Source organism: Brevundimonas vesicularis, from assembly GCF_044807075.1.
GTDB lineage: Bacteria > Pseudomonadota > Alphaproteobacteria > Caulobacterales > Caulobacteraceae > Brevundimonas > Brevundimonas vesicularis_G.
The window spans coordinates 56730-79120 of the sequence record NZ_CP085235.1 but is presented as its reverse complement, the minus strand read 5'-3'; the positions used below and the strand labels follow the sequence as shown (position 1 = coordinate 79120).

General features: G+C 66.4%; 19 protein-coding genes. 13 read left to right on the top strand and 6 right to left on the bottom strand.

Features of this window, described 5'->3' with window-relative positions; translation table 11 throughout:
• Nucleotides 1–458: 458 nt before the first annotated feature.
• Nucleotides 459–1610 carry a metallophosphoesterase gene (locus LG306_RS16860; protein WP_260398551.1) on the bottom strand — a complete coding sequence of 384 codons (1152 nt, stop codon included), beginning with the start codon at nucleotides 1608–1610 and terminating at the stop codon, nucleotides 459–461.
• A gap of 144 nt (nucleotides 1611–1754) precedes the next feature.
• Between LG306_RS16860 and LG306_RS16855 the strand changes: the two genes are divergently transcribed.
• The 7 genes from LG306_RS16855 (at nucleotide 1755) to LG306_RS16825 (ending at nucleotide 10418) form a co-directional block, all read left to right on the top strand.
• Complete coding sequence (locus LG306_RS16855; protein WP_224762289.1) at nucleotides 1755–2315, top strand: RNA polymerase sigma factor; 561 nt, start codon at nucleotides 1755–1757, stop codon at nucleotides 2313–2315.
• The gene (locus tag LG306_RS16850; RefSeq protein WP_184273065.1) at nucleotides 2315–3322 is read left to right on the top strand and encodes a DUF4880 domain-containing protein; all 1008 of its coding nucleotides are present in this window, start codon (nucleotides 2315–2317) and stop codon (nucleotides 3320–3322) included. The genes LG306_RS16855 and LG306_RS16850 overlap by 1 nt, the downstream gene beginning before the upstream one ends.
• 94 nt (nucleotides 3323–3416) lie before the next feature.
• Complete coding sequence (locus LG306_RS16845) at nucleotides 3417–5930, top strand: TonB-dependent receptor (protein ID WP_184273068.1); 2514 nt, start codon at nucleotides 3417–3419, stop codon at nucleotides 5928–5930.
• Entirely contained in the window at nucleotides 5902–6489 is a 588-nt protein-coding gene (locus LG306_RS16840; protein WP_318174376.1) for a periplasmic heavy metal sensor, read from the top strand. Before LG306_RS16845 ends, LG306_RS16840 begins: the two co-directional genes overlap by 29 nt.
• A 445-nt stretch (nucleotides 6490–6934) precedes the next feature.
• Nucleotides 6935–8740 carry a copper resistance system multicopper oxidase gene (locus tag LG306_RS16835; RefSeq protein ID WP_184273071.1) on the top strand — a complete coding sequence of 602 codons (1806 nt, stop codon included), beginning with the start codon at nucleotides 6935–6937 and terminating at the stop codon, nucleotides 8738–8740.
• Nucleotides 8737–9996 carry a copper resistance protein B gene (locus tag LG306_RS16830; RefSeq protein ID WP_404419786.1) on the top strand — a complete coding sequence of 420 codons (1260 nt, stop codon included), beginning with the start codon at nucleotides 8737–8739 and terminating at the stop codon, nucleotides 9994–9996. Before LG306_RS16835 ends, LG306_RS16830 begins: the two co-directional genes overlap by 4 nt.
• A gap of 11 nt (nucleotides 9997–10007) precedes the next feature.
• Complete coding sequence (locus LG306_RS16825; RefSeq protein WP_184273077.1) at nucleotides 10008–10418, top strand: copper resistance CopC family protein; 411 nt, start codon at nucleotides 10008–10010, stop codon at nucleotides 10416–10418.
• 83 nt (nucleotides 10419–10501) lie between these two features.
• Here the strand turns inward: LG306_RS16825 and LG306_RS16820 are convergent, their stop codons facing one another.
• From LG306_RS16820 to LG306_RS16810, 3 genes are all read right to left on the bottom strand, one after another.
• Entirely contained in the window at nucleotides 10502–11254 is a 753-nt protein-coding gene (locus LG306_RS16820; protein WP_184273080.1) for a PepSY domain-containing protein, read from the bottom strand.
• A gap of 211 nt (nucleotides 11255–11465) precedes the next feature.
• Nucleotides 11466–13190 carry a ubiquinone-dependent pyruvate dehydrogenase gene (gene poxB, locus LG306_RS16815; RefSeq protein WP_184273083.1) on the bottom strand — a complete coding sequence of 575 codons (1725 nt, stop codon included), beginning with the start codon at nucleotides 13188–13190 and terminating at the stop codon, nucleotides 11466–11468.
• A 133-nt stretch (nucleotides 13191–13323) separates the two neighbouring features.
• Nucleotides 13324–13524, bottom strand: a complete 201-nt coding sequence (locus tag LG306_RS16810; RefSeq protein WP_184273086.1) for a heavy-metal-associated domain-containing protein — start codon at nucleotides 13522–13524, stop codon at nucleotides 13324–13326.
• 199 nt (nucleotides 13525–13723) lie between these two features.
• Between LG306_RS16810 and LG306_RS16805 the strand changes: the two genes are divergently transcribed.
• From LG306_RS16805 to LG306_RS16785, 5 genes are all read left to right on the top strand, one after another.
• Nucleotides 13724–15376: an acetolactate synthase large subunit gene (locus LG306_RS16805; protein ID WP_184273089.1), complete on the top strand. Its 1653-nt coding sequence runs from the start codon at nucleotides 13724–13726 to the stop codon at nucleotides 15374–15376.
• 17 nt (nucleotides 15377–15393) lie between these two features.
• Entirely contained in the window at nucleotides 15394–16776 is a 1383-nt protein-coding gene (locus tag LG306_RS16800; protein WP_184273092.1) for an aldehyde dehydrogenase family protein, read from the top strand.
• 99 nt (nucleotides 16777–16875) lie between these two features.
• Entirely contained in the window at nucleotides 16876–17793 is a 918-nt protein-coding gene (locus LG306_RS16795; protein WP_184273095.1) for a cation diffusion facilitator family transporter, read from the top strand.
• A gap of 96 nt (nucleotides 17794–17889) precedes the next feature.
• A complete protein-coding gene (gene kdsA / locus LG306_RS16790; protein ID WP_184273098.1) occupies nucleotides 17890–18741 on the top strand; it encodes a 3-deoxy-8-phosphooctulonate synthase in 852 nt (283 codons plus the stop codon).
• Nucleotides 18742–18854: 113 nt separating this feature from the next.
• Nucleotides 18855–19949, top strand: a complete 1095-nt coding sequence (locus LG306_RS16785) for a cation diffusion facilitator family transporter (RefSeq protein ID WP_184273101.1) — start codon at nucleotides 18855–18857, stop codon at nucleotides 19947–19949.
• 71 nt (nucleotides 19950–20020) lie between these two features.
• Here LG306_RS16785 and LG306_RS16780 read toward each other — a convergent pair whose 3' ends face one another.
• Nucleotides 20021–20779, bottom strand: coding sequence for a glutaredoxin family protein (locus LG306_RS16780; RefSeq protein ID WP_184273105.1), 759 nt, complete (start codon nucleotides 20777–20779; stop codon nucleotides 20021–20023).
• A gap of 15 nt (nucleotides 20780–20794) precedes the next feature.
• Nucleotides 20795–21070 carry a metal-sensitive transcriptional regulator gene (locus LG306_RS16775; RefSeq protein WP_184273108.1) on the bottom strand — a complete coding sequence of 92 codons (276 nt, stop codon included), beginning with the start codon at nucleotides 21068–21070 and terminating at the stop codon, nucleotides 20795–20797.
• A 76-nt stretch (nucleotides 21071–21146) separates the two neighbouring features.
• Between LG306_RS16775 and LG306_RS16770 the strand changes: the two genes are divergently transcribed.
• Nucleotides 21147–22337 (top strand): MFS transporter, encoded by a 1191-nt coding sequence (locus LG306_RS16770; RefSeq protein ID WP_184273111.1) that lies wholly within the window; start codon nucleotides 21147–21149, stop codon nucleotides 22335–22337.
• Nucleotides 22338–22391: the final 54 nt, after the last annotated feature.

Here is a 22391-nt window from a genome sequence, read left to right as displayed (position 1 = left end):
CGCAACGGCGCTGCCAAGGCAGGCTTATGGACGCCCATCCCAATCCATCCCCGGGAGGATGGAAACGGCTGCCAGATCGATGACGGCCCGACCTTTACGAGCTTTGTCCGCGGGGGGACCGGTGCATTGGAAGAAGAGTGCGATAGCGCGACCGCAAAACTCGCAATGACCGTCACAACAGTCTCGCATCAGGAGCGCCACCAGATCAGACAGGGCGGGGAAGACGGCGTTGTGAATTATTGATCGGCCGTTCCGGCGGCTGGCGATGAGGCCTGCCGCCTCCAAACGGCAGAGATGGAAGGAAACGCGCGAAGCCGGAGCATTGCCCATGCGCCTCGCCCCTTCCTTGAGATAGTTCAGGTCATGCCTCATGTATCAGGCGAGAACTGATGGTGGCGGCCTGATGCAAAACCGCCTGCCGGCCTGAATGGGAGGGGGGAAGACCCTGCAATCGGGGACTATAGCTGCGGCGGGAAGGGCAGTTCGAACTCGGACCGTTCGGGCGCGACGCCGAAGGTGGCTTCGCCGTCACGGCCAGCGTACCGCCCCAGTAAGGTCGAGTAGGTGTAGAAGCGGATTTTCCGGGTGTCGGTGTCGAACGCCATGAACCTCAGCCAGCCCGCGCCTCCGTTGGCCGAACCCGCCGTTCCGTCCGGCCCGACAGTATTGCCCTGGTAGTCCTGGATCAGCTGATAGACCGGATGCCCGGCGTCGTTGAGGTCGATCCGAAGGTTCTCGCCATTGGACACGCCGTCCACCGGGCGGGTGTAGTTGTGTCCGCTCAGGACCATGAAGATCATGGCGTTCTTGCGAATGAAACGATCCCAGACCTGGTCGGGGCTGAGGTTGTCGGCGCCCGGGAAATAGCTGTCGTAGCCGTTTGATCGCTCCTGCGCGTCAGGGCGCAGCCATTCGTGGGTGGTGATCATGACGGGAAGGCCGGGATGGGCGTCGATCACGCCCTGGGCCCAGGCCAGCGCGGATTGCGGGGGCTCCATCTCCAGCGACAGGTGCAGGTACGTCCGTCCGCCGCCGTTGAAGGTCTGATAGCTGTTCAGTCCATTTTCCGACGCGCCTCCGTACCAGGCCTTGCCGGCGAAATGGCGCGAGGTCGGTCCGAAATAGAGGCTCCATGTGCGGCCGCCAGCCAGCGGCTTGGAGGCGCCGGGGCCATCCTGGGTCCACCAGGAATAGTTGTCGTAATCGTGGTTGCCCGGAACCATGCCGAACGGCAGGCCGCTGCGGCTGAGGATCGAGATGGCGCGGTTGGCGATGTCCCATTCCTCGCGCGTGTCGAAGAACTGGTATTCACCCTCGGCGTCGGGGATCGCCCGACGGAACTGCCCGTCGCCATGCTGGACGATGTCGCCGACGAAGGTGACGAAGGCCAGGTTCTTGTCCTGCCGCGTATCGACCAGATAGCGCATCTGCTGGTCAAAGGTATCGGCGCCGCGTGGTTGCGGCAGGGTGATGTCGGCATAGTTCTGGGTGTCTGAAACGACGGCGACGGTGAAGATCTCGGCCCTGGCCGGAACTGCAGGCGCAAGCAGCGCCCCGCCCAGCGACAAGGCGAGAGCCACGCTCGCGCCGATCCGTTTGAACATGTCCATGAGTCTGCCCCGAGCCTACGTGTTCGGACGCCCATAGCGATGCTGTGTGACGTTTTTCCTCCGGACGTCCGGAGCGTCGCAACTGATATGGATTTGTCGTGCAACCGACATCAGGCGGTGACGCTTGAGCGTCATCAGCCGCCTGTGAACCAGCAGACAGATACATTGATCGGCGCGGATATTCCGTCGTCAGGCCTTGCGTCCGAGGACGGATTCGGGGGGCTGACACGCAGGCTTCGCGGACCGCTGTTTCACTTCTTCCTGCGCCGGTCCGGGTCGCCGGCCGACGCCGAGGAAATGGTGCAGGACCTGTTCGTTCGGTTGTTGCGCCGCGCCGATCTGCTCAGCCTTGAAAACGTCGACGGCTATGTGTTCGAGGCGGCGGCCAACATGGTGCGGGACCGGGGACGCTATGAACAGGCCCGGGGGCAGGGACGGCATGTCGGGATCGACGACCTGGTCGCGCAGAGCGAGGCGCCCGGCGCTGAGCAGATCGTCGCGGGGAAGCAGCGGCTGAAAAGAATGCTGGCGGCTCTGAACGCCCTGCCGCCTCGCGCGCGCCAGGTGGTGATCCTGCGGCGGTTCGAGAACCTGACCTACCTGCAGATCGCGAGGCGGTTGGGCATATCCGTGAGCGCGGTCGAGAAGCATATGGCGCGCGCGATGGCGGCCTTGCGGCTGGATCTGGTCGAGGGGGATCGCTGATGTCCTCTCTCCTCCCTGAGCCGAGCAACGACGATCACGCCGACCTGGCCGCCTTCTGGTTCGCGCGGATGAACAGCGGCGATCCGACTCCTATGGAGGATGAGGCCGCGTTCCGACGGTGGTTGAACGAAGACCCCGACAACGCCCGGGCCTATCGCGGCTGCCAGCAGGCCTGGCGCCTGCTGGAGCTGGACGCCGGCGAGGCGCAGATGCTGGCGCTGCGAGCGGCCGCCCTGGGGCCCGGCGCCCGCCGCCTTACGCGACGACGCGCCTTGTTCGGCCTGACCGGCGGGGCCGTTGCGGCGTCATGCGGCGGGGTGTGGGTGATGACGGCGTCGTCGCCGGCCCGGGCGCTGATCTCGACGGAGGCGGGCCAGAGGCTGACCGCGCCGCTGCCGGACGGGTCGGAGGTGACCCTGGCGCCGTCCTCTCGGCTGCGCCTCGACTATGGCGCCGATCGTCGTTCGGCGGTGCTCGAGGCCGGCCAGGCCTACTTCCACATCCTGCCGGACGCCGAGCCCTTCGTCCTGCGCGTCGGCGACCGCCTTGTGACGACCGCACAGGGTCGGTTCCAGGCGACCCATGCGGATCTACGGCCGGAGGTGATCGTCGAGGAAGGGCGGTTGCGGTTGGTGGAAAGAGGCGGCGCAGGCGCGCATCTGTTCCTGACGGCGGGGCAGGGCGGACAGGCGCTGGGTGGCGAACTGCGAGCCGCGCCCGTCGATGTCGAGGCCGCGACGGCCTGGCGGATGGGGCGACTGGTCGTGCGCGACCGGCCGCTTCGCGAGGTGGTCGAGAGCTTCAATCGCTACGCCTCGGAACGACTGACGTTGACGGACGCGGCGGCTGGCGAGGTGCGCATATCCGGCTCCTTCCGTTACGACGGAGGGCAGGAGTTCGTCATGGCTCTGGCGCGCGGGTTCGACCTGTCCGTGCAGAGGACGGCGGACGGGGAATGGCGCATCGGAACGCCCGGGAAATCGTCTGACGCGGCGGCTACGCTTTGATGAAATTTCCACGACGGGGTGGGGGTCTGCAGGGCGCCTTTCGTTTCTGAGGGGGAGCCGCCGACGAGCGGCCGACCAGTTTTCAGGGGCTCCCATGTTCATTTCCAAGCCGCGCGCCGGCGCCTTCAAGCGCATGCTTCTGGCCTGCTCGGCCGTCGCCGCGGTCGCAGCGGCGACGCCGGTTCTGGCCCAGTCGCCGAACGGCGGCGCAGTCGTCTCCTTCGCCATTGAAGGCCAGTCGATGGAGGAGGGGCTGACGACCCTGGCCCGCACCGCCGACGTGCAGGTGCTGTTCGCGCCGGAAGCCGTGCGCGGCCGTCGCGCCAACCGCGTGGTCGGCGTCTTGGCGCCCGCCGAGGCGCTGCGCCGCATGGTGGAGGGTACGGGCCTGACCGTGACGCCGGTCGGCGCGCGCACCTTTTCTGTTGCAGTCGACCGCGCTGACGCCGGAACCGGAGACGTCACGGCCATCGAGGACGTGATCGTCACGGCCCAGAAGCGCGCTCAGCGAATCCAGGACGTGCCGCTGGCCGTCACGGTGCTGGACGGCGACGACGCCCAGCGCCGCGGCATAGACAGCGTGACCGGTTTGGTGGACGAGGTTCCGGGCGTCTCGGTCAACTACGCCTTCGGCGGCACCAACTACGGCCTGATCAGCATTCGAGGCATCGGCGGCGCCGATGACTACAAGCCCAACGGCAACCCCTCGGTCGCCCTTCATGTCGATGGCGTCTACCAGACCTCCAACGCCTATCTGGGCATGCCCCTGTTCGACCTGGACCGGGTCGAGATTCTGAAGGGACCGCAGGGCACCCTTTATGGACGCAACACCACGGCGGGCGTGATCAACGCCATCACCAAGGGGCCGGGCGAGGTGGTCGAGGGCGGCGGGCGTCTCGAGATCGGCAGCCATGACTACACCGCCATGGAGGCCGCTGTCGGCGGGCCGCTGAGCGACAAGATCGGCGTGCGCCTGGCCGTCCTGGCCGAGCAGGGCGGGGGCTTCATGACCGGCGCGGGCGCGGGCGACCTGGCCGGCTATCGCCCGGTCATCGGCGGGGTCGTCCAGACCCAGGTTCCGGCCATCGTCGATCCGGGCCGTCGCGAAGGCTTCGGCGACAAGGACCTGTTCGCCGGCCGGGCCACGGTCGCCTTCGACTTCACGCCGGACACCAACCTGACCGTGAAGCTGTTCGGCAGCCGCGACCGGGGCGACACGCGCCAGTACGACCGCATCTCGGCGGCGCTGGACAGCAACATCGCCAACGCTGGCGAGAACGACGACCCCTACGAGTTCTATTCGTCCGAATATCCGACCCAGAGCATCGACATCTACGGCGTGTCGGCCGCGCTGGCGCATCGGTTTGCTGACAACCTGAACCTGGCCGTGATCGGCAACGTCCAGGGCACGACCCGTTCGGTCCGGGGCAACGGCGACGGTTCGCCCTATCCGGCCTCGCGTTTCGACGCCGACGAGACGCTGAGCCAGGCGTCGCTGGAAATGCGCCTCAGCGACGACACCGGCGGCCGCCTGGACTGGATCGCGGGCGTCTTCTACGTCTCGGACGACATCGACTTCGACACCCACTGGACCAGCTATACGGCCCGGACCAAGTACGACAACCTGCACAAGCAGACCCGCAACAGCTTCGCCGTCTTCGGCCAGGCGGACTATGACCTGACCGACAAGCTGACCCTGTCGGGCGGCCTGCGCTACACGCGAGACGAGGCGACCTTCAGCGGTCGCAACGATGACCTGAACCCCTGGGGCATCTCGACCTTCACCACCACCTTCGCAACGACCAACCCCTTCATCTGGGACCGCGCTTTCGAGGACGACAATGTCTCGGGCCGGGTCACGGCCAGGTACGCCTTCACTCCGAACCTGAACGTCTTCGTCTCGGCGGGGACAGGCTATCGCGGCGGCGGCTTCGACGGCACCTCCATCTTCACCCAGGCCGAGACCCTGCCGTTCGAGTCCGAGACCGTCATCGCCTACGAGACCGGGCTGCGCTGGACGACAGCCCGCCTGCGCCTCTCGCTGGACGCCTTCAGCTACAGGTTCAAGGAGCTGCAGGCGACGACCCGCCTGGCCAACGACACCAATGGTCGCGCCAACGTCGGCGAGGCCGAGAGCAAGGGCGTGGAGTTCGCCGTCAACGCCCTGCTGTTCGAAGGGGCGAACCAGACGCTGGACCTGGATGTGGCGGCGGCCTTCCTGGACACCGAGATCATCTCCTTCAGCTCGGCGCGCGTGGCCGAGGTGCTGTCGACGGTCGGGGATCCCCTCCCGGGCGCGCCGGACGTGACGGCCACCGCCTCGCTGAACCACGGGCTGATGCTGGCCAACGGCTGGCGTCTGGACACACGGCTGTCGGTTTCGCACCACGGCGAGGAAAGCAACCGCCTGAACGCCGCGCCGGGCAATACGGCTGAGGCCTACACCCTGCTGAACGCACGGGTGGAACTGGAGAGCGCGGCCAACTGGGCGGTCTACGCCTATGGCCGCAACATCACCGACGAGGTCTACTTCCCGGAGCTGAACGGCGCGTCGCGGCTGGTCGGCGCCCCGGCGACCTATGGCGTGGGGCTGCGCTACAGCTTCTGAGGGTCCAATTGCGCCGTCGCTCTCACGTCAAGGCGACGGCGCATGCCGGGGGATGACCGAACAGTTCATATTGCTGCATTCTCGCTCGCGCGGCTGGAAGGTCGGTGATGTCGATGGGATGGAAGTCGGTCGCCGGCACCGTCGCTCTAGCGCTGATCGCCAGTGGCGCGGGGGGGCGTGGGGCGGGGGCGCCTGGGTGCAGAAACGCGATGCGCCGCCCTCGCTGCATGCCATCGTTTACCGCGATCTGGCGCTTGACGCCGATCAAGGCGTCCGTATCGAGGCTATTGAGGCGCGCTTCGCGCCCCGGCGGATCGCACTCGAGGCCCGCGTCCAGGCCGCGAATCGAGAATTGGCCGCCGCCATTTCCGCCAGCGACGGGGATGTGAGCGTCGTGCGGCCCGCCGTCGATCACTTCCATGACGCCATAGGGGAGCTTCAGCAGGCGACCATCACGCACATTTCCGAAATGAGAATGGTGAGACGCCGGTTCAGGCGGATCGGTTCGACGGGAAGCTGGTTGTCGCGATTCTCGCCGAGGGCGCATGAGCGTCGGTGACTCATAAGAGCCTTGAAGCCTGCGCCGCCCGCCGGCGCCGCTCGACAGCGCCGAGGCGTTGAGGGTGGGGAGGGCGCGCCTGCGCCTGATGACAGTCTCACGACGCGGGAACTGCTCTCGGCCCTTAACCGTTCAGTCGTGGCCCTGCCTCCGAATTGAAGGAGCCGCTGCTGTTGACGGCTATGGACGGCCTGAGTTAGGCGCAGGCCGCCGCGATTCTGGGCGTCTCGATCAAGACCGTCGAGGCGCGCGTGGCCAGGGCGCGTCGCAGTCTTGCGGCCAGTCTGTCCAGGCTTCGGGACGTCTGAGGCCGACTTGGCCATCCGTCACGCCGGAATGGCGGTGCGGCGAAGGGTGCGGCGCCCTGTCGCGAGGGGCGCGGCTTTTTCTTGCGTAAATTTGATAAAAGGCTCGCGAGGCGGGCATAATCCAGGCGGAGTAGAGCATGAGGCTTCATAGACGGGCCCTCTTTGGCGGCGCGGCGGGGCTGTGGGCGGCTCAGGGGCTGATGCCGGCATGGGCGCAGTCGGGGTCGCGGGGGCTCGCGCCGACGCTGCCGACCCTTGAAGGGCCAGAGGTTCGCCTCAGCGTCGGCCATTCGCCGTTCACCGTCGGCGGGCGCACCGGTCATGCCGTCACTGTCAATGGAACCGTGCCTGCGCCGCTGGTGCGGCTGCGCGAAGGGCAGAACGTCCGGCTGATGGTGACCAACACCCTGGACGAGGACACATCCATCCACTGGCATGGCCTGTTGCTGCCGTTCCAGATGGACGGTGTGCCGGGCATCAGCTTTCCCGGCATCCGCCCGCGCGAAACCTTTGTCTATGAGTTTCCGGTGATCCAGTCGGGGACCTACTGGTATCATTCGCATTCCGGCCTTCAGGAGGCGATGGGCCATTACGGGCCCCTGGTCATCGACCCGGCCGGGACCGATCCCGTGGCCTATGACCGCGAACATGTGCTGGTGCTGGCGGACTGGAGCTTCATGCATCCGCACCAGATCCTGGATAAGCTGAAGAAAAGCCCCGGCTATTTCAACCAGCAGCGCACCACCCTGGCGGGCCTGCTGTCCGGTGAGGACGGCGTCAGCCCGGCTGATCGGCGCATGTGGGGATCGATGCGCATGGATCCGCGTGACATCTCGGACGTCACCGGGACGACCTACACCTATCTGATCAACGGCCATGGCCCGCAGGAGAACTGGACGGGTCTGTTCCGGCCGGGAGAGCGGGTGCGGCTGCGCGTCATCAACGCCTCGGCCATGACCATCTTCAACGTGCGCATTCCGGGTCTGGCCATGACGGTGGTCAATGCCGACGGCGAGAATGTGCGGCCGGTCGAGACGGACGAGTTCCAGATTTCAGTGGCCGAGACCTATGACGTCATCGTCCAGCCGACCGAGGACCGCGCCTATACCATCGTCTCCGAAGCGGTCGACCGTTCGGGCATGGGGCGGGCGACGCTGGCCCCCCGTATGGGCATGACGGCGGAGGTTCCCCCCCTCCGGCAGGTGCCGACCCTGACCATGCGCGACATGGGCATGGGAAGCATGGCCGGGATGGATCACAGCGGCATGGACATGGGCGGCATGGACCACAGCGGCATGGACATGAGCGGCATGGATCATTCCGCCATGGCGCAGGACGGCATGGGACAGGCCGCGCCCATGGATCATGGAAACATGGGCCATGACATGCGCAATCCCGACAATGCGCCGGCCAATATGGCGGTGGGCGTCGGGGTGGACATGGTGGCGCCGTCGCCCGCCAACCGTCTGGCTGAACGGCCCATGGGGCTGGAGAACGAACCGCATCGCGTGCTGGTCTATACCGATCTGGCGTCCCTGACGCCGAACAAGGATCAGCGGCCCCCGGCGCGTTCGATGGAAATCCACCTGACCGGCAATATGGAGCGGTTCATGTGGGGTTTCGACGGTCGAAAATTCTCTGAACTGGTCGAGCCGATCCGCTTCGAGCGCGACGAGCGCGTGCGGGTGACGCTGGTGAACGACACCATGATGTCCCACCCGATCCATCTGCATGGCCACTTCTTTGAGCTGGTGACGGGCGGGCCGGCCGGGCATCAGCCGTTGAAGCACACGGTCAATGTCGCGCCCGGCTCCAAGGTCACTTTTGACCTGACCGCCGATGCGCCGGGCGACTGGGCCTTCCACTGCCACATGCTGATGCACATGCATGCGGGCATGTTCAACGTCGTGACCGTGCGACCCCTCGATGGAGACGCCGCATGATCCGGCTCGCGATCGGTCTTCTGCCTCTGATGGCCGCCGCAGGGACGGTTTCGGCTCAGGATCACAGTCAGAACCCGTCCGCCCAGAACGCGCCGCAGACCCCTGCGGCCACCGTAAGCGACCCACATGCAGGTCACGACATGAGCGCCATGACGTCTCAAGCCGCGGACCCTCATGCGGGGCACGACATGAGCGCGGCCCAGCGCCCGGCCCAGACTCCGGCTCAGACGCAGACCCCGGCTCCGACGCAGGCCGATCCGCACGCCGGCCACGACATGAGCGCCATGGCGCCTCAGGCTGCGGACCCGCATGCGGGTCACGACATGAGTTCCATGACGCCTCAGGCCGGGAACCCACATGCAGGCCACGATATGAGCGCCATGTCTCAGGCTGGTTCTCAGGCCAGTTCTCAGGCCGATCCGCATGCGGGTCACGACATGAGCGGCATGACCAGCATGGGGCCGCCCGATGTGCCGACCAGCGCCAATGACGCCGGACGTCCGCCTGTCCCGCCGCCGCCGGCTGCGGCGCTGTCGGGTCCGCGCCATGCGGCGGACGCCATCTTCGGCGAGGCGGCGATGTCGAGCGCGCGCGAGGTTCTGGTGCGCGAGAATGGCGATATTCGCACCACGGCCGTGGTCATTGATCGGCTTGAGGCCGGTTTCGGCGACGGAAACGAAAACTGGGCGTGGGATGTCGGCGGCTGGACCGGGGGCGACATCAACCGCTTCTGGTGGAAGTCAGAGGGCGGCGGCGACTTCGGCGGCGATGGCGAGGTCGAAGGTGAAGTCCAGGCGCTTTACAGTCGGGCCGTCGCGCCCTTCTGGGATGTCCAGGCGGGCGTGCGTCAGGAATTCCGCGAGGGTGGAGAAGACACGACCCATCTGGTGTTGGGCATCCAGGGACTGGCGCCCTATTGGTTCGAGGTCGACGGTGCGGCCTTTCTGTCGACCGAGGGCGACCTGACCGCACGTTTCGAGGCGGAGTATGACCAGCGCATCACCCAGAAGCTGATCCTGCAGCCGCGTGTGGAGGTCGAGGCGTCGGCTTCGGACATTCCTGAACTGCAACTGGCGTCGGGTCTGACCCATGTTTCGGCCGGAGTGCGCCTTCGCTACGAGTTCAAAAAGGAATTCGCCCCCTATGTCGGGGTCGAATGGAGCAGCGATCTGGGCGGCACCGCCGACCTGACGCGCGCCATGGGCGGGGAGCCCGAGCACACCCGGGTGGTCGTTGGTGTGCGTGCGTGGTTCTAAGGAGAAAAGACATGCGTAAATCCACCCTGCTGGCCGCTGTCGCGGCTGTTTTCATCGCCACGCCGGTTCTGGCCCAGCAACAGGGCCACGCCGGTCACGGCGACCATGGCTCTGCGCCGCGCGCCCAGGCTTCGGCGGCGACGCCGAGCGGCGTCGTCACCGTCCCGGCGGACGGGGCCATGCTGAATGGCTCGCCGCAGCGTTTCTCGGCGACTTTCCCTCAGCCGATGACCTTGCGCAGCGTCACCATCACGCCGCAGGGCCGTGCGGCCATTCAGGCGCCGGTGACGGCGGCGGCGGCGTCCAGGCAGGTCTCGACGGCCCTGCCGCGTCTCGCGGCGGGCAACTACACCCTGAACTGGACCGCTCAGGGCGCTGATGGGCAAGCCGTGAACGGCGCCGTGCGTTTCATGGTTCACTGACCCCCTGAGGCGAGCGATGACGCCGGATGATCCCGGCGTCATCGCCATTGCCTGACCGCCGCCATGACGACCGGGCGGCGCCTTCAGGAATTGCCTGTCCGTCCCGACGTCCGGCGCGGTTTGCCGCCGCGACGGACGCGCCACTGCACGAAATCGCGCTCTAGCCTGATCCAGAGCAGCACGAAGCCGGACAGGACGACGACGAGCGACAGGGCGCTGGCGGCGATGAGCAGCGGGTGGTTGAAGTTCTCGCCTGTCTTGAAGTCCAGAATGTGCAGGCGCCAGAAGAAGTCGTACAGACGCCAGACGGCGGACCGGCGCGTTATGACCTCGCCGGTGTCGGGCGAGACGTAGAAACGGGTTTTTTCCCGGTCATTGAAATCGACACGCCAGAGCGGACCCGTGCGACCTGTCTCGCGCTTGGCGTCGTTGAGCCGCGTCGCCGCGACGGCCTGGGCCCCGCCGCGATAAACAGCCGTCGCCAGTCGCCGGGCCTCGTCTGCTTCCAGCGGTGCAAACGTCTGACCCGTGCGCGCGTCCAGGGTGATCGGCGCGCCTTCCGTCGGTGTCAGCAGCCAGGCGGGGCCGCGCGGCGTCGATTTAAGCTCGGCGCGCGTCGGCGTCAGATTCCGCTCGGCGACGACCGCGTCGAGGGCGCGTATGCCGGTCAGGTCCAGCGCCTGGGGCTGCGCCGTCCGCACCCTGTGCTCGCCACGGACAGTCTCGATCGGAATGGCGGTCATGACCAGACCGCCGCCGACCCAGAACAGTATCTGCAAACCGACCAGAACCGCGATCCATTTGTGGATCTGGGCGGAAAGACGAAGCAGCTTCATTCGCTTGGAGCCACAGCGACCGGCGTCGTCAGACAGGAGAGGCCCGGACAGGCAAAGTCAGGACAGGCAAGGGTAGGGCAGGCGCGGCTGGTCAAGATTGATCTCCCCCTTGAGACTCGGTTGTCTGACCGACGCCGCGTTTCACCTTAACGCCGGGAAAGGCGGCGGCAAGATCGGCGCAGGGGGCTGTTCAAAGCCGTCGGCGGCGGAGCTAGCGACGCAGGTTCGTGCGGGCCAGTTCGACCACTTCGTCGCCACGTCCGTTGATGATCGCCCGCAGCATATAGAGGCTGAAGCCCTTGGCCTGTTCAAGCTGGATCTTCGGCGGCATCACCAGTTCCTGCTTGGCCGTCACCACGTCGACCAGCGCCGGGCCGGGGTGGGCGAAGGCTTCCATGAGCGCCGCATCGACATCGTCGGACGCCTCGACCCGGATGCCCTTGACCCCCATGGCGCGGGCCATGGCGGCGAAATCGGGGTTTTTCAGGTCGGTGCCGGTGTCCAGATAGCCGCCCGCCTTCATCTCCATGGCCACAAAGCCCAGAGAACCGTTGTTATAGACCACCACCTTCACCGGCAGGTCGAGCTGCGACAGTGTGATGAAGTCGCCCATCATCATGGTGAAGCCGCCGTCTCCGGACAGGGAAACGACCTGGCGGTCGGGCGCGGCGGCCTGGGCGCCGATCCCCTGCAGCATGGCGTTGGCCATGGAGCCGTGGTTGAACGAGCCGAGCAGCCGCCGCCGCCCGTTCATCGTCAGATAGCGCGCCGCCCAGACGGTCGGGGTGCCGACATCGGCGGTGAAGATGGCGTCCTTGGCCGCGATCTCGTCGATGCGGCGGGTCAGATACTGGGGATGGATGGGGCGTCCCCGGACGGACGGGGTCGCAAGGTCGTCGAGCGCCTGACGCGCTGAGGCGTAGTGCTTTAGGGCCCGGTCGAGGAAGTCGCGGTCAGGTCTCGCCTTCAACCGGGGCAGGAGCGCCGTCAGGGTCTCGCCGACGTCGCCGACCAGACCCAGTGTGAGGGGCGCGCGCCGGCCCAGGGCGCCCGGATCGCGATCAACCTGAAGTATTCGCGCCTCCTTCGGATAGAAGGCGCGATACGGGAAGTCGGAGCCGAGCATCAGGACGGTGTCGCTGGACATCAGTGCGTGATAGCCGGACGAGAAGCCGATCAGACCTGTCATGCCCACGTCGAAGGGATTGTCCCATTCGACATGCTCCTTGCCGCGCAGGGCGTGGACGATCGGAGCCTTCAGCCGCTCGGCCAGCTCGACCAGGGCGTCATGATGACCGGCGCACCCGCTGCCCGCGAGAATGGTGACGGCCTGGCTCTGATCCAGCAGGGCGGCGAAGCGATCCATCTCGTCCTCGGGGGGGAGAATCCGGGGCGGGCGGGGCGCCGTATAGCGGGGCGTTGGGGATACCGGCGACGGGGCCAGCGCCACATCACCCGGCAACACGAGGACGGCGACGCCCTTCTGTCCGATTGCAACGTTCAGGGCGCGGTGAAGCATTTCGGGAAGCTGGGCCGGATTGGAAATCAGCTCGACGAAATCCGCGCACTCCCGGAACAGCTCCTGGGGATGGGTTTCCTGAAAATAATTCAGGCCGATCTCGGAGGAGGGAATGTGGGCGGCGATGGCGAGCACCGGCACATGGTTGCGCTTGCAGTCGAACAGACCGTTGATCAGGTGCAGGTTGCCAGGGCCGCAACTGCCGGCGCAGACGGCCAGTTCCCCGGTGATCGCCGCTTCAGCCCCCGCTGCGAAGGCGGCTGTTTCCTCATGGCGCACCGACATCCAGTCGATCCGGCCCATGCGGCGCAGACTGTCGTTCAGTCCGTTCAGACTGTCGCCGGTCACCCCCCATATGCGGGTCACGCCTGCGTCGGCGAGGGTTTCGGCGATAAGGTCGGCGACGGTTTCGGTCATTTCGAACTCCTCTGGCTGGCGATCCTGGCCAAACCTTGTGACGATCCCGCGACCGGATCGGACAGGGGGCGAGCGTCGCCGCCCGGGAGGCGGGATCTCTTCATGCGCGGAGGAGATCCCTGCCCGATACGGCTCAGGCGACAGGTGTCGAGGGGTAGCCGGCTTCGGCGAGCGCGGACTGGACCTGGGCTTGGTTCGAAACGGTGTCGACCGTGACCTCGCGTCGCTCGGTGGAGGTGTCGACCCGGGCGTCGGGGTCCAGGGCCAGGATGGCCTTCGTGACGCCGCTGGCGCAGCCTCCGCAGGCCATTTTCGGAATGCTGAGATGGATCATGGCGATCTCCTTGGGTTTGCAGGAAAACCACGGTCCGGCTTCCAACAGTGGCAATGTCAAGCCTCCGCCGGAATGATAATTCCGGGCTTGACCTTGCCACTGTTGAAAGGCCCATCCTGCCTGCGAAGGGCTGGTCAGCCGAGGCGTTCCCGGGCGCGGCGCCGGAATCGGTCCGTCCGCTCACTGAAGGGAGGCTTCGATGCCCAAGGGTTCCGACATTCTGGTCAGCGCGCTCGAAAACGAGGGCGTTGAACGCATCTTCGGCGTGCCGGGCGAGGAAAACCTCGATCTTGTGGAATCCCTGCGCAATTCAAAGATTGAACTGGTCCTGACCCGGCATGAGCAGGCCGCAGCCTTCATGGCCGCCACCTATGGCCGCCTGACCGGCAAGCCGGGGGTGTGTCTGGCGACGCTTGGTCCCGGCGCCCTGAACTTTTCGACCGGCGCCGCCTATGCCCATCTGGGGGCCATGCCGATGATCCTGATCACCGGCCAGAAGGCGATCATGACGGCCAAACAGGCGCGCTTCCAGATCGTGGACGTAATCGCCTCCATGCGCCCCCTGACCAAGATGACCCGGCAGATTCTGAGCGCCGCCAGCATCCCGACCGTGGTGCGCGACGCTTTCCGCGTGGCCATGGAGGAGCGCCCGGGTCCGGTGCATCTTGAACTGCCCGAGGACGTGGCGTCCGAGACGGCGGATGTCGCGCCCATTCCCATTCACGCCCTGGAACGGCCTGTCGCCACCGAGGCCGCCCTTGATCGGGCAGCCGGGATGATCCTGGCGGCGCAGCGCCCTTTGGTCATGATCGGCGCCGGGGGCAATCGTCCGCGACTGGTCGAACCGCTGTCCGCCTTTGTTCGCGCGACGGGCCTGCCCTTCTTCAACACCCAGATGGGCAAGGGCGCCGTGGATGGCGGCTCGAACCTCTACATGGGCACGGCGGCCCTGTCCGAAGGCGACTATGTGCATGAGGCGATCGGACTGGCTGACCTGATCATCGCCATCGGCCATGATACGGTCGAGAAGCCGCCGTTCCTGATGCGCGACGCCGGGGGGCCGAAGGTGCTGCATGTCGGGGTCCAGTCGGCGACGGTCGAGCAGGTCTATCATCCGGATGCCGAGGTGATCGGCGATATCGGGGCGACGGCCTCGGGGCTGGCCCGGCGCCTGTCGGGGCGACTGGCGCCCCAGACACGGATGCTGGAACTGCGCCAGAGCATCTTGGCGCGCATTGCAGACCGGGCGGACGAGGATCGCTTCCCGGTCACGCCACAGCGCCTGGTGCGCGATGTCCGCGCCGTCATGCCGGACGACGGGATCGTCTGTCTGGACAACGGCATGTACAAGATCTGGTTCGCCCGGAACTACCGGACCCATGTGGCCAACACCCTCCTGCTCGACAATGCACTGGCGACCATGGGGGCGGGTCTGCCGTCGGCGATGATGGCGGCGATGCTGCATCCCGACCGGCGGGTCATGGCGGTGTGCGGCGACGGCGGGTTCATGATGAACTCCCAGGAGATGGAGACGGCCGTCCGTCTGGGCCTCGATCTCGTCGTCCTGGTCCTCAACGACGGGGCCTATGGCATGATCCGCTGGAAGCAGGCGGTCGACGATTTTCCGGATTTCGGCATGACCTTCGGCAATCCGGACTTCGTGCGCTACGCCGAGGCCTACGGCGCCAAGGGCTCCCGCGTGACGTCGGCGGCGGATCTTGGCCCTGTGCTGGAGGCCGCGTTCGCCGGCGGCGGCGTTCACCTGGTGGACTGCGCCATCGACTACTCCGAGAACACCCGGGTGCTGGTCGATGAGCTGAAGACCCGGGCGTCGGCGATCGACCTGTCCTGAGCGTGCCGGAGAATATTATGCTGCAGATCGTACAACCCTACGACCAGGCCCTCATCGCCGGGATCGAGACTGACGACGCGGCGGCGCTGGAGCGAAAGTTGCAGACCGCCCGCGATCTCTTCACGCACCGTGACCGGTGGCTGAAACCGCATGAGCGGGTGGCCGTCCTTCGGCGACTGGCCCAACTGATGGAGGCGCGACGGGAGCATTTCGCGATGCAAATCGCGCGCGAGGGCGGAAAGCCGCTGGCCGACGCCCGGATCGAGGCCGTTCGCGCCATCGACGGGGTCCGGAACGCCGCCGACGAGCTCAGGACCTTCTCCGGACGCGAGATCCCCATGGGCCTGTCGCCCGCATCGGACGACCGCTGGGCCTTCACGACTCGGGAGCCGATCGGGGTGGTGGCCGCGATCTCGGCCTTCAACCATCCCCTGAACCTGATCGTGCACCAGATCGTGCCCGCAATCGCCGCCGGTTGTCCGGTCATTGTGAAGCCGGCCGAGGCTACGCCCCTGTCCTGCCTGGATCTCGTCGCCCTCGTCCGGGAGGCGGGCCTGCCGGAAGCCTGGTGCCAGACCCTGATCACCGCGGACACCGCGCTTGCCGAAAGGCTCGCCACGGATCCGCGCATCGCCTTTCTCAGCTTCATCGGCTCGGCCCGCGTGGGATGGTATCTGCATTCACGCCTGGCGCCCGGCGTGCGTTCCGCGCTGGAACACGGCGGCGCGGCGCCGGCCATCGTCGATCGTAGCGCGGATCTTGACGCCCTGATCGAGCCTGTCGTGAAAGGCGCCTTCTATCATGCCGGGCAGGTCTGTGTGTCGACCCAGCGGCTCTATGTGCATGACGTGGTCTTCGAGGCCGTCGCGGAGCGACTGGTCGCCCGCGTGGCGGCTCTGCGCACGGGCGATCCGACGCGGGAGGACACCGAGGTCGGCCCGCTGATCCGGGGGCGTGAGGCTGATCGGGTGGCGGCCTGGATCGAAGAGGCGGTCGCGGGCGGCGCCCGTCTGGCCATCGGGGGAGGGCGCCTGTCGCCGACAACCCTGGAGCCAGCGGTGCTGCTCGATCCGCCCGCCGAGGCCCGGATTTCGCGCGAGGAGGTGTTCGGGCCCGTGCTGGCTCTCTACCGCTACCAGGATCTAGACGAGGCGATCTCGCGCGCCAACGCTCTGCCGACGGCCTTCCAGGCCAGTGTCTTCGCTCGCGACATCGGTGTCGCGCTCAGGGCGGCGGACCGGCTGGACGCCTCGGCGGTCATGGTCAACGATCCGACCACCTTCCGGACCGACTGGATGCCCTTCGCCGGGCGTCGGACCTCCGGGTACGGGACCGGCGGGATCGGTTACACCCTGCGGGATATGACGCAGGAGAAGATGGTCGTGCTCCGCCGGGGTTGAGACCCTGACGGTCGTTGCGGATGAGGGCGGCCTTGACGCATGGGGCCGAAAGGATTGTCGATGCGGGAAGGCCTGCATCCAGAAGGATCGGAGATGGACATGGCGTCGGCGAAGCATGATGAGGGCGACGGGCACGACCACGGCGAGGTGGTGACGGCGGATAACGAGCGGCGCATCCGCTTCGTCCTGATCTTCACCGCCGGTTACGCCGCCATTCAGGCCATCGGCGGGTGGATGTCCGGCTCTTTGGCCCTGATCGCGGACTCCGGCCACATGGTGTCGGACGCCGCCGCCCTGCTGCTGGCGCTGATCGCCTATCGGGTGGCGCGCCGTCCCGTCGATGGCGTGCGGACCTATGGCTATCACCGCGTGCGGGTGCTGGCGGCGCTGGCCAATGGCGCATCGCTGCTGCTGCTGGTGGCCTGGATCACCTGGGAGGCCGTCAACCGCATCAACCAGCCGGTCGAGGTCATGGCCGGGCCGATGTTGATTGTCGCGACCATCGGTCTGGTGGTGAATCTGGTCGGGGCCTGGATCCTGTCGCGCGGCCGCAAGGGCGACAGCAATCTGCGCGGCGCCCTGCTGCACGTGGTCGGCGACCTGTTGGGCTCGGTCGGGGCGATCGCGGCGGCGATCGGCATCATGCTGACGGGCTGGACGCTGCTTGATCCGCTGCTGTCGGTTCTGGTGGCGCTGCTGGTCGTGCGCTCGGCCTGGTCGCTGGTGAAGGAATCGCTGCGGGTTCTGTTGCAGGCGGTGCCGCGCGGACTGGACGCGCGCAAGGCCGAGACGGATCTGGCGACCCTGCCCGAGATCGAGGAAGCGGGCCATTTCCATGCCTGGACCCTGACCGACGAAACCGTGGTGGCCACCATCCATGTCACGCCTGCGCCGGGGATCGATCCGATCACCCTGCCGGCCCTTGTGGCGAACTGGCTGAAAACCCATCACGCCATTGATCACGTCACCGTTCAGGTTGACGCCCCCGGCGCCTTGCGGCGACCCGCGCCGATCTGAGCCTGTTTTTCGGGCCGTGTTCGGCCGACAGCGAACTGGTTCCAAGGGGCGCTGACTGACAGTCCGTCCCCTGGGGCCGATCAATTCCGTCAGGAGATGACCATGAAGACAGTCACGATCGGGGAGGTCGCCTTCAACAACAGTCGGGCGATGGTGTTGATCGGCGGGGTCAATGTGCTGGAAAGCCGCGATCTGGCCATGACCGTGGCCGAGGCGATGAAGGCGCAGACGCAGCGACTGGGCGTGCCTTTTGTGTTCAAGGGCTCTTTCGACAAGGCCAACCGGTCCTCGAACCGATCCTATCGCGGTCCGGGTCTTGAAGCCGGGCTGCGCATTCTTCAGGAGGTTCGCAGCGAATTCGCGGTTCCCGTGCTGACCGACGTGCATTGGCCGGAGCAGGCTGCGGCGGTCGCGGAGGTCTGCGACATCCTTCAGCTTCCGGCCTTTCTGGCGCGCCAGACCGATCTGATCGAGGCGCTGGCGCGCACCGGACGCGCGATCAACGTCAAGAAGCCCCAGTTCATGAGCCCGCAGCAAATCGCCCATGTGGTCGAGAAATTCGACGATTTCGGCGCCCCGGATGTCATCCTGTGCGAGCGCGGCAGTTCTTTCGGCTATGACAATCTCGTCGTGGACATGCTGGGTTTCGGCGTGATGAAGGCAGTCACTGGCGGGGCGCCGATCGTCTTTGACGCCACCCACGCCCTGCAGACGCGCGCCCCCGGCGCCGCCCAGTCGGGCGGGCGGCGTGAACAGGTGCTGGAACTGGCCCGCTCGGGGCTGGCCCTGGGACTGGCGGGTCTGTTTCTGGAGGCGCACCCCGACCCGGACCGGGCGCTCTGCGACGGCCCCAGCGCCCTGCCGCTGGATCGGTTGGGCGCGGTGCTGGAGCAGGTCAAGGCGGTGGACCATCTGGTCAAGAGTTTCGATCCCGTCGACCTGACCTGAAGCCGGGCGTCTCGCAGGCGCGCTACGATCAGACGCGGCATGTGCGAATGGCGTTGACAGATAACATATGAATACGTATTCATATGTTATCTGTTTTCAGCGGGCGCTGCTCCATGTCTCATTCTCATCACGAACACTCACACGACCACGACCATTCTCACGCGCCGACCGTGACGCGCGACAATGAACGCAAGGTCCTGCTTTCCTTCAGCCTGATCTTCACCTTCATGATCGTCGAGGTGATCGGCGGTCTGGCGTCCGGCTCGCTGGCTCTGCTGGCGGATGCCGGCCACATGCTGACCGACGCCATCGCGCTGGCGCTGGCCTATCTGGCGTTCCGCTTCGGACGCCGCATGGCCGATTCCAAGCGCACCTTCGGTTATATGCGCTTCGAGGTCGTCGCCGGTTTCGTCAATGCGGTGACGTTGTTCGCCATCGTCGGCTGGATCCTGTTTGAGGCGTGGAACCGCTTCAAGGAACCGCACGCCGTTCTGGCCGGCCCGATGTTCTGGGTGGCCGTGGCGGGCCTGCTGGTCAACATCCTGGTGTTCTGGATCCTGACCCGCGGCGACACCGAACACGTCAACATCAAGGGCGCGGCCCTGCATGTGATGGGCGATCTGCTTGGCTCGGTCGGTGCTGTCGCCGCCGCGATCATCATCTCCCTGACGGGCTGGACGCCGATCGACCCGATCCTGTCGGTGCTGGTTTCGCTGCTGATCCTGCGCAGCGCCTGGAAGCTGCTGGGCAAGTCGCTGCACATCCTGCTGGAAGGCGCGCCTGACAACGCCGCGCCTGATGCGGTGACGGCTCACCTGAAGGCCAAGGTGCCGGGTCTGGCCGAGGTCAGCCACGTCCACGTCTGGCAGATCACGTCAGGCCGCACCCTGGCGACCCTGCATGTGCGTCCGGAATCCGACGCTCAGGCGCGGGCCGTGGCGATCGCTGTTGAGCGGGAGTTGAAGTCCAGGTTCAGTATTGAGCATCCCACCGTCGCCGTGGACTGGAACGATGGGTCCGTGGTGTGCAGCCTGTCGTCGCCGCCGGTCAATGACCATGATGCCCACGATCGCTCTGGCCACGATCACTCTGGTCATGACCATTCGGATCACGACCATTCGGGCCATGATCATGGAGATCATGACCACGCCGGTCACGATCACGAGCCAAAGTCCGCAGCGGGGGCGCGCAGGGCGCACGCCCACTGAGGCAGGTGATCCGGCGCCGGGCGACCGGCGCCGGACAGGCTATGTGCGGAGGCTCGTGGATGAGCTTCCGCTCAGTGCCCCATGGTCATCGGCTTGACGAGCATCCAGATCGCCATGCCGACCATCATCAGGTTTTCCGACAGCGAGACGAAACCCAGCGGCACCTTGCTGTCGCCGCCGACGCAGGCGCATTTCAGTTCACGCTTGTCGATATAGACCGCCTTGAACACCGATGCGGCGCCCACGCCGCCGATGAACAGGGCGACCGGGATCGAAACCCACATCAGCGCCCCGGCCAGCATCAGCACACCCGCCAGTGCTTCGGCGAAGGGATAGATCGTCCCATAGGGAACCCAGCGCTTGGCCAGCAGATCATAGTTCAGGAACATGGTGGCGAAGGCGTCCACGTCCTTGAGCTTCTGCAGGGCCAGAAGACACATGGCGATGGCGATGAACCATTCGACGACACGCACCGACATCAGTTCGCCATAGGCGGCCCAGCCCGCCGCGACGGCCATCAGCGCGGCCATGGCGAACAGGGCGATGACGGGCGTATAGGTGACTTCGTCCTTGTCGCGCACTCGCTTGCCGAAGAAGCGCCGCAGGTCGTCGTAGCCGCCGATCCGCTGGCCGTCGATGAAGGTCTGGGGCGTGGTCTGGACGCCGTGTTCGGCCTTGAAGGCGTCGGTTTCCTCACGCGAGGCGAGGTGGTGATCCTGCACCGCATAGCCCTGACTCTTGAGCAGGTGCAGCGCCTTCAGGCCATAGGGGCAGGTGTGGCCCGGCATGACCATTCGGTAAATTTCGGCGCGTTTGGCGGGTGAGGCCATGGTTCCCTCCGGGTTCTAGAGTTTCGCTTTGGCGAACAACTCCGCCAGTTCGGTGAATTTTTCGCGCTGCTGAGCGGCGTCGCCTGACGCAATCGCTTCCTCGACACAGGACGCGGCGTGCGATTTGAGAATCTGGGTTTCGACACGGGCCAGGGCCGCGCGGGCGGCATGGACCTGATAAAGGATATCGATGCAGTAACGGCCGTCCTCCACCATCTGGCTGACGCCGCGAACCTGACCGGAAATCCGGTTCAGGGCGGAGCGGATTGATTTGACGTCTCTGGCCTGCATGTGTCTACCATACCCTGGCTAGGTATCGTGCAAAGCACCGATTTGTTCCCGCCCGGCCTCCCTCCCGAAGGTCTTCATGACTGATCAGTCGATCGCCCGCCGAAACATGGCCGTCCTCACCGCCGCCCAAGCATTGGGCGGCGCCAGCCCGCCGATCGTGATGTCCTTAGGCGGTCTGGTGGGGCAGCACCTGGCCGCCGATCCCGCCTGGGTCACGTTTCCAGTCAGTCTGTTCGGCGTCGGCCTCGCCCTCGGCGCACCGCCGGCGGCCTTCATCATGCGGCGACATGGTCGTCGGAACGGCTATCTGCTGGGCGCGCTGTTCGGCGTCGCCTCCGGTCTCGTGGCGGCCTTCGGCATCTTCATCGCGTCCTTCTGGCTCTTTTGCATAGGCGCCTTCACCGCCGGTCTCTACGGCTCCTATGTTCAGAGCTACCGCTTCGCGGCCGCCGACGGCGCCGAAGGAGACCTGAAAGCAAAGGCGATTTCCTGGGTGATGGTCGGCGGCTTGGTCGCCGCCGTCGTCGGCCCACAACTGGTCATCTGGACCCGGGACGCCGTGCCGGGCACGCCCTACGTCGGCAGTTTCCTCAGTCAGGCCGCCCTGGCCTTGCTGGTCATCCCGGTCCTGTTGCTGCTGCGTTCGCCGCCGGCGGTCGTTCAGTCCGGCGCCGGCGGCGGCCGGTCTCTGGGTCAGATCATGCGCGTTCCGCGTTTCATCCTGGCGGTGGCGACGGGCGTGGTGTCCTACGGCCTGATGGCTTTCGTCATGACGGCCGCCCCGGTGGCCATGGTCAACGCCGGCCATTCGGTGGACAGCGCGGCGCTGGGCATCCAGTGGCATCTGCTGGCCATGTTCGCGCCGAGCTTCTTCACCGGACGGCTGATGGGGCGTTTCGGCAAGGAGCGGGTCGCCGCCGTGGGCATGGTGCTGATCGCCGTCTCGGCGGCTGTCGCCCTGTCAGGCATGGCGGTGGCCAATTTCTGGCTGTCGCTGATGATTATGGGCGTGGGCTGGAATTTCAGCTTCATCGGGGCCACGGCCATGGTGACGGACTGTCATACGGCCGAGGAGCGGGGCAAGGCCCAGGGCGCCAATGACTTCTTCGTCTTCGGGGCCACCGCCATCGTGTCCTTCCTGGCGGGGGCCGTGCTGAACACCTCCGGCTGGCAGGCCATCAACTGGCTGCTGTTTCCGCCTGTCGCCCTGATTCTGGCGCCCCTGCTGTGGCAGGCCGCGCGGCGAAGCGCGCCCCCTTCGATCTGATCGCCGGTTCCTGAGGCCCGGCGTTCCGCGGACGTCTGGACGTCGGCTGTTCGA

Excerpts from the sequence above, each read along its gene's own strand:
- LG306_RS16800 (WP_184273092.1), top strand. The coding sequence starts at position 15,394 with ATGCTGCAGATCGTACAACCCTACGACCAGGCCCTCATCGCCGGGATC.
- LG306_RS16845 (WP_184273068.1), top strand. The coding sequence starts at position 3,417 with ATGTTCATTTCCAAGCCGCGCGCCGGCGCCTTCAAGCGCATGCTTCTG.
- LG306_RS16840 (WP_318174376.1), top strand. The coding sequence starts at position 5,902 with ATGGCGTGGGGCTGCGCTACAGCTTCTGAGGGTCCAATTGCGCCGTCG.
- LG306_RS16810 (WP_184273086.1), bottom strand. The coding sequence starts at position 13,524 with ATGATCCATCTCAGCATTCCGAAAATGGCCTGCGGAGGCTGCGCCAGC.
- LG306_RS16820 (WP_184273080.1), bottom strand. The coding sequence starts at position 11,254 with ATGAAGCTGCTTCGTCTTTCCGCCCAGATCCACAAATGGATCGCGGTT.
- kdsA (WP_184273098.1), top strand. The coding sequence starts at position 17,890 with ATGACCATGAAGACAGTCACGATCGGGGAGGTCGCCTTCAACAACAGT.
- LG306_RS16825 (WP_184273077.1), top strand. The coding sequence starts at position 10,008 with ATGCGTAAATCCACCCTGCTGGCCGCTGTCGCGGCTGTTTTCATCGCC.
- LG306_RS16850 (WP_184273065.1), top strand. The coding sequence starts at position 2,315 with ATGTCCTCTCTCCTCCCTGAGCCGAGCAACGACGATCACGCCGACCTG.
- LG306_RS16830 (WP_404419786.1), top strand. The coding sequence starts at position 8,737 with ATGATCCGGCTCGCGATCGGTCTTCTGCCTCTGATGGCCGCCGCAGGG.
- LG306_RS16835 (WP_184273071.1), top strand. The coding sequence starts at position 6,935 with ATGAGGCTTCATAGACGGGCCCTCTTTGGCGGCGCGGCGGGGCTGTGG.
- LG306_RS16795 (WP_184273095.1), top strand. The coding sequence starts at position 16,876 with ATGGCGTCGGCGAAGCATGATGAGGGCGACGGGCACGACCACGGCGAG.
- LG306_RS16805 (WP_184273089.1), top strand. The coding sequence starts at position 13,724 with ATGCCCAAGGGTTCCGACATTCTGGTCAGCGCGCTCGAAAACGAGGGC.
- poxB (WP_184273083.1), bottom strand. The coding sequence starts at position 13,190 with ATGACCGAAACCGTCGCCGACCTTATCGCCGAAACCCTCGCCGACGCA.
- LG306_RS16860 (WP_260398551.1), bottom strand. The coding sequence starts at position 1,610 with ATGGACATGTTCAAACGGATCGGCGCGAGCGTGGCTCTCGCCTTGTCG.
- LG306_RS16785 (WP_184273101.1), top strand. The coding sequence starts at position 18,855 with ATGTCTCATTCTCATCACGAACACTCACACGACCACGACCATTCTCAC.
- LG306_RS16775 (WP_184273108.1), bottom strand. The coding sequence starts at position 21,070 with ATGCAGGCCAGAGACGTCAAATCAATCCGCTCCGCCCTGAACCGGATT.
- LG306_RS16770 (WP_184273111.1), top strand. The coding sequence starts at position 21,147 with ATGACTGATCAGTCGATCGCCCGCCGAAACATGGCCGTCCTCACCGCC.
- LG306_RS16780 (WP_184273105.1), bottom strand. The coding sequence starts at position 20,779 with ATGGCCTCACCCGCCAAACGCGCCGAAATTTACCGAATGGTCATGCCG.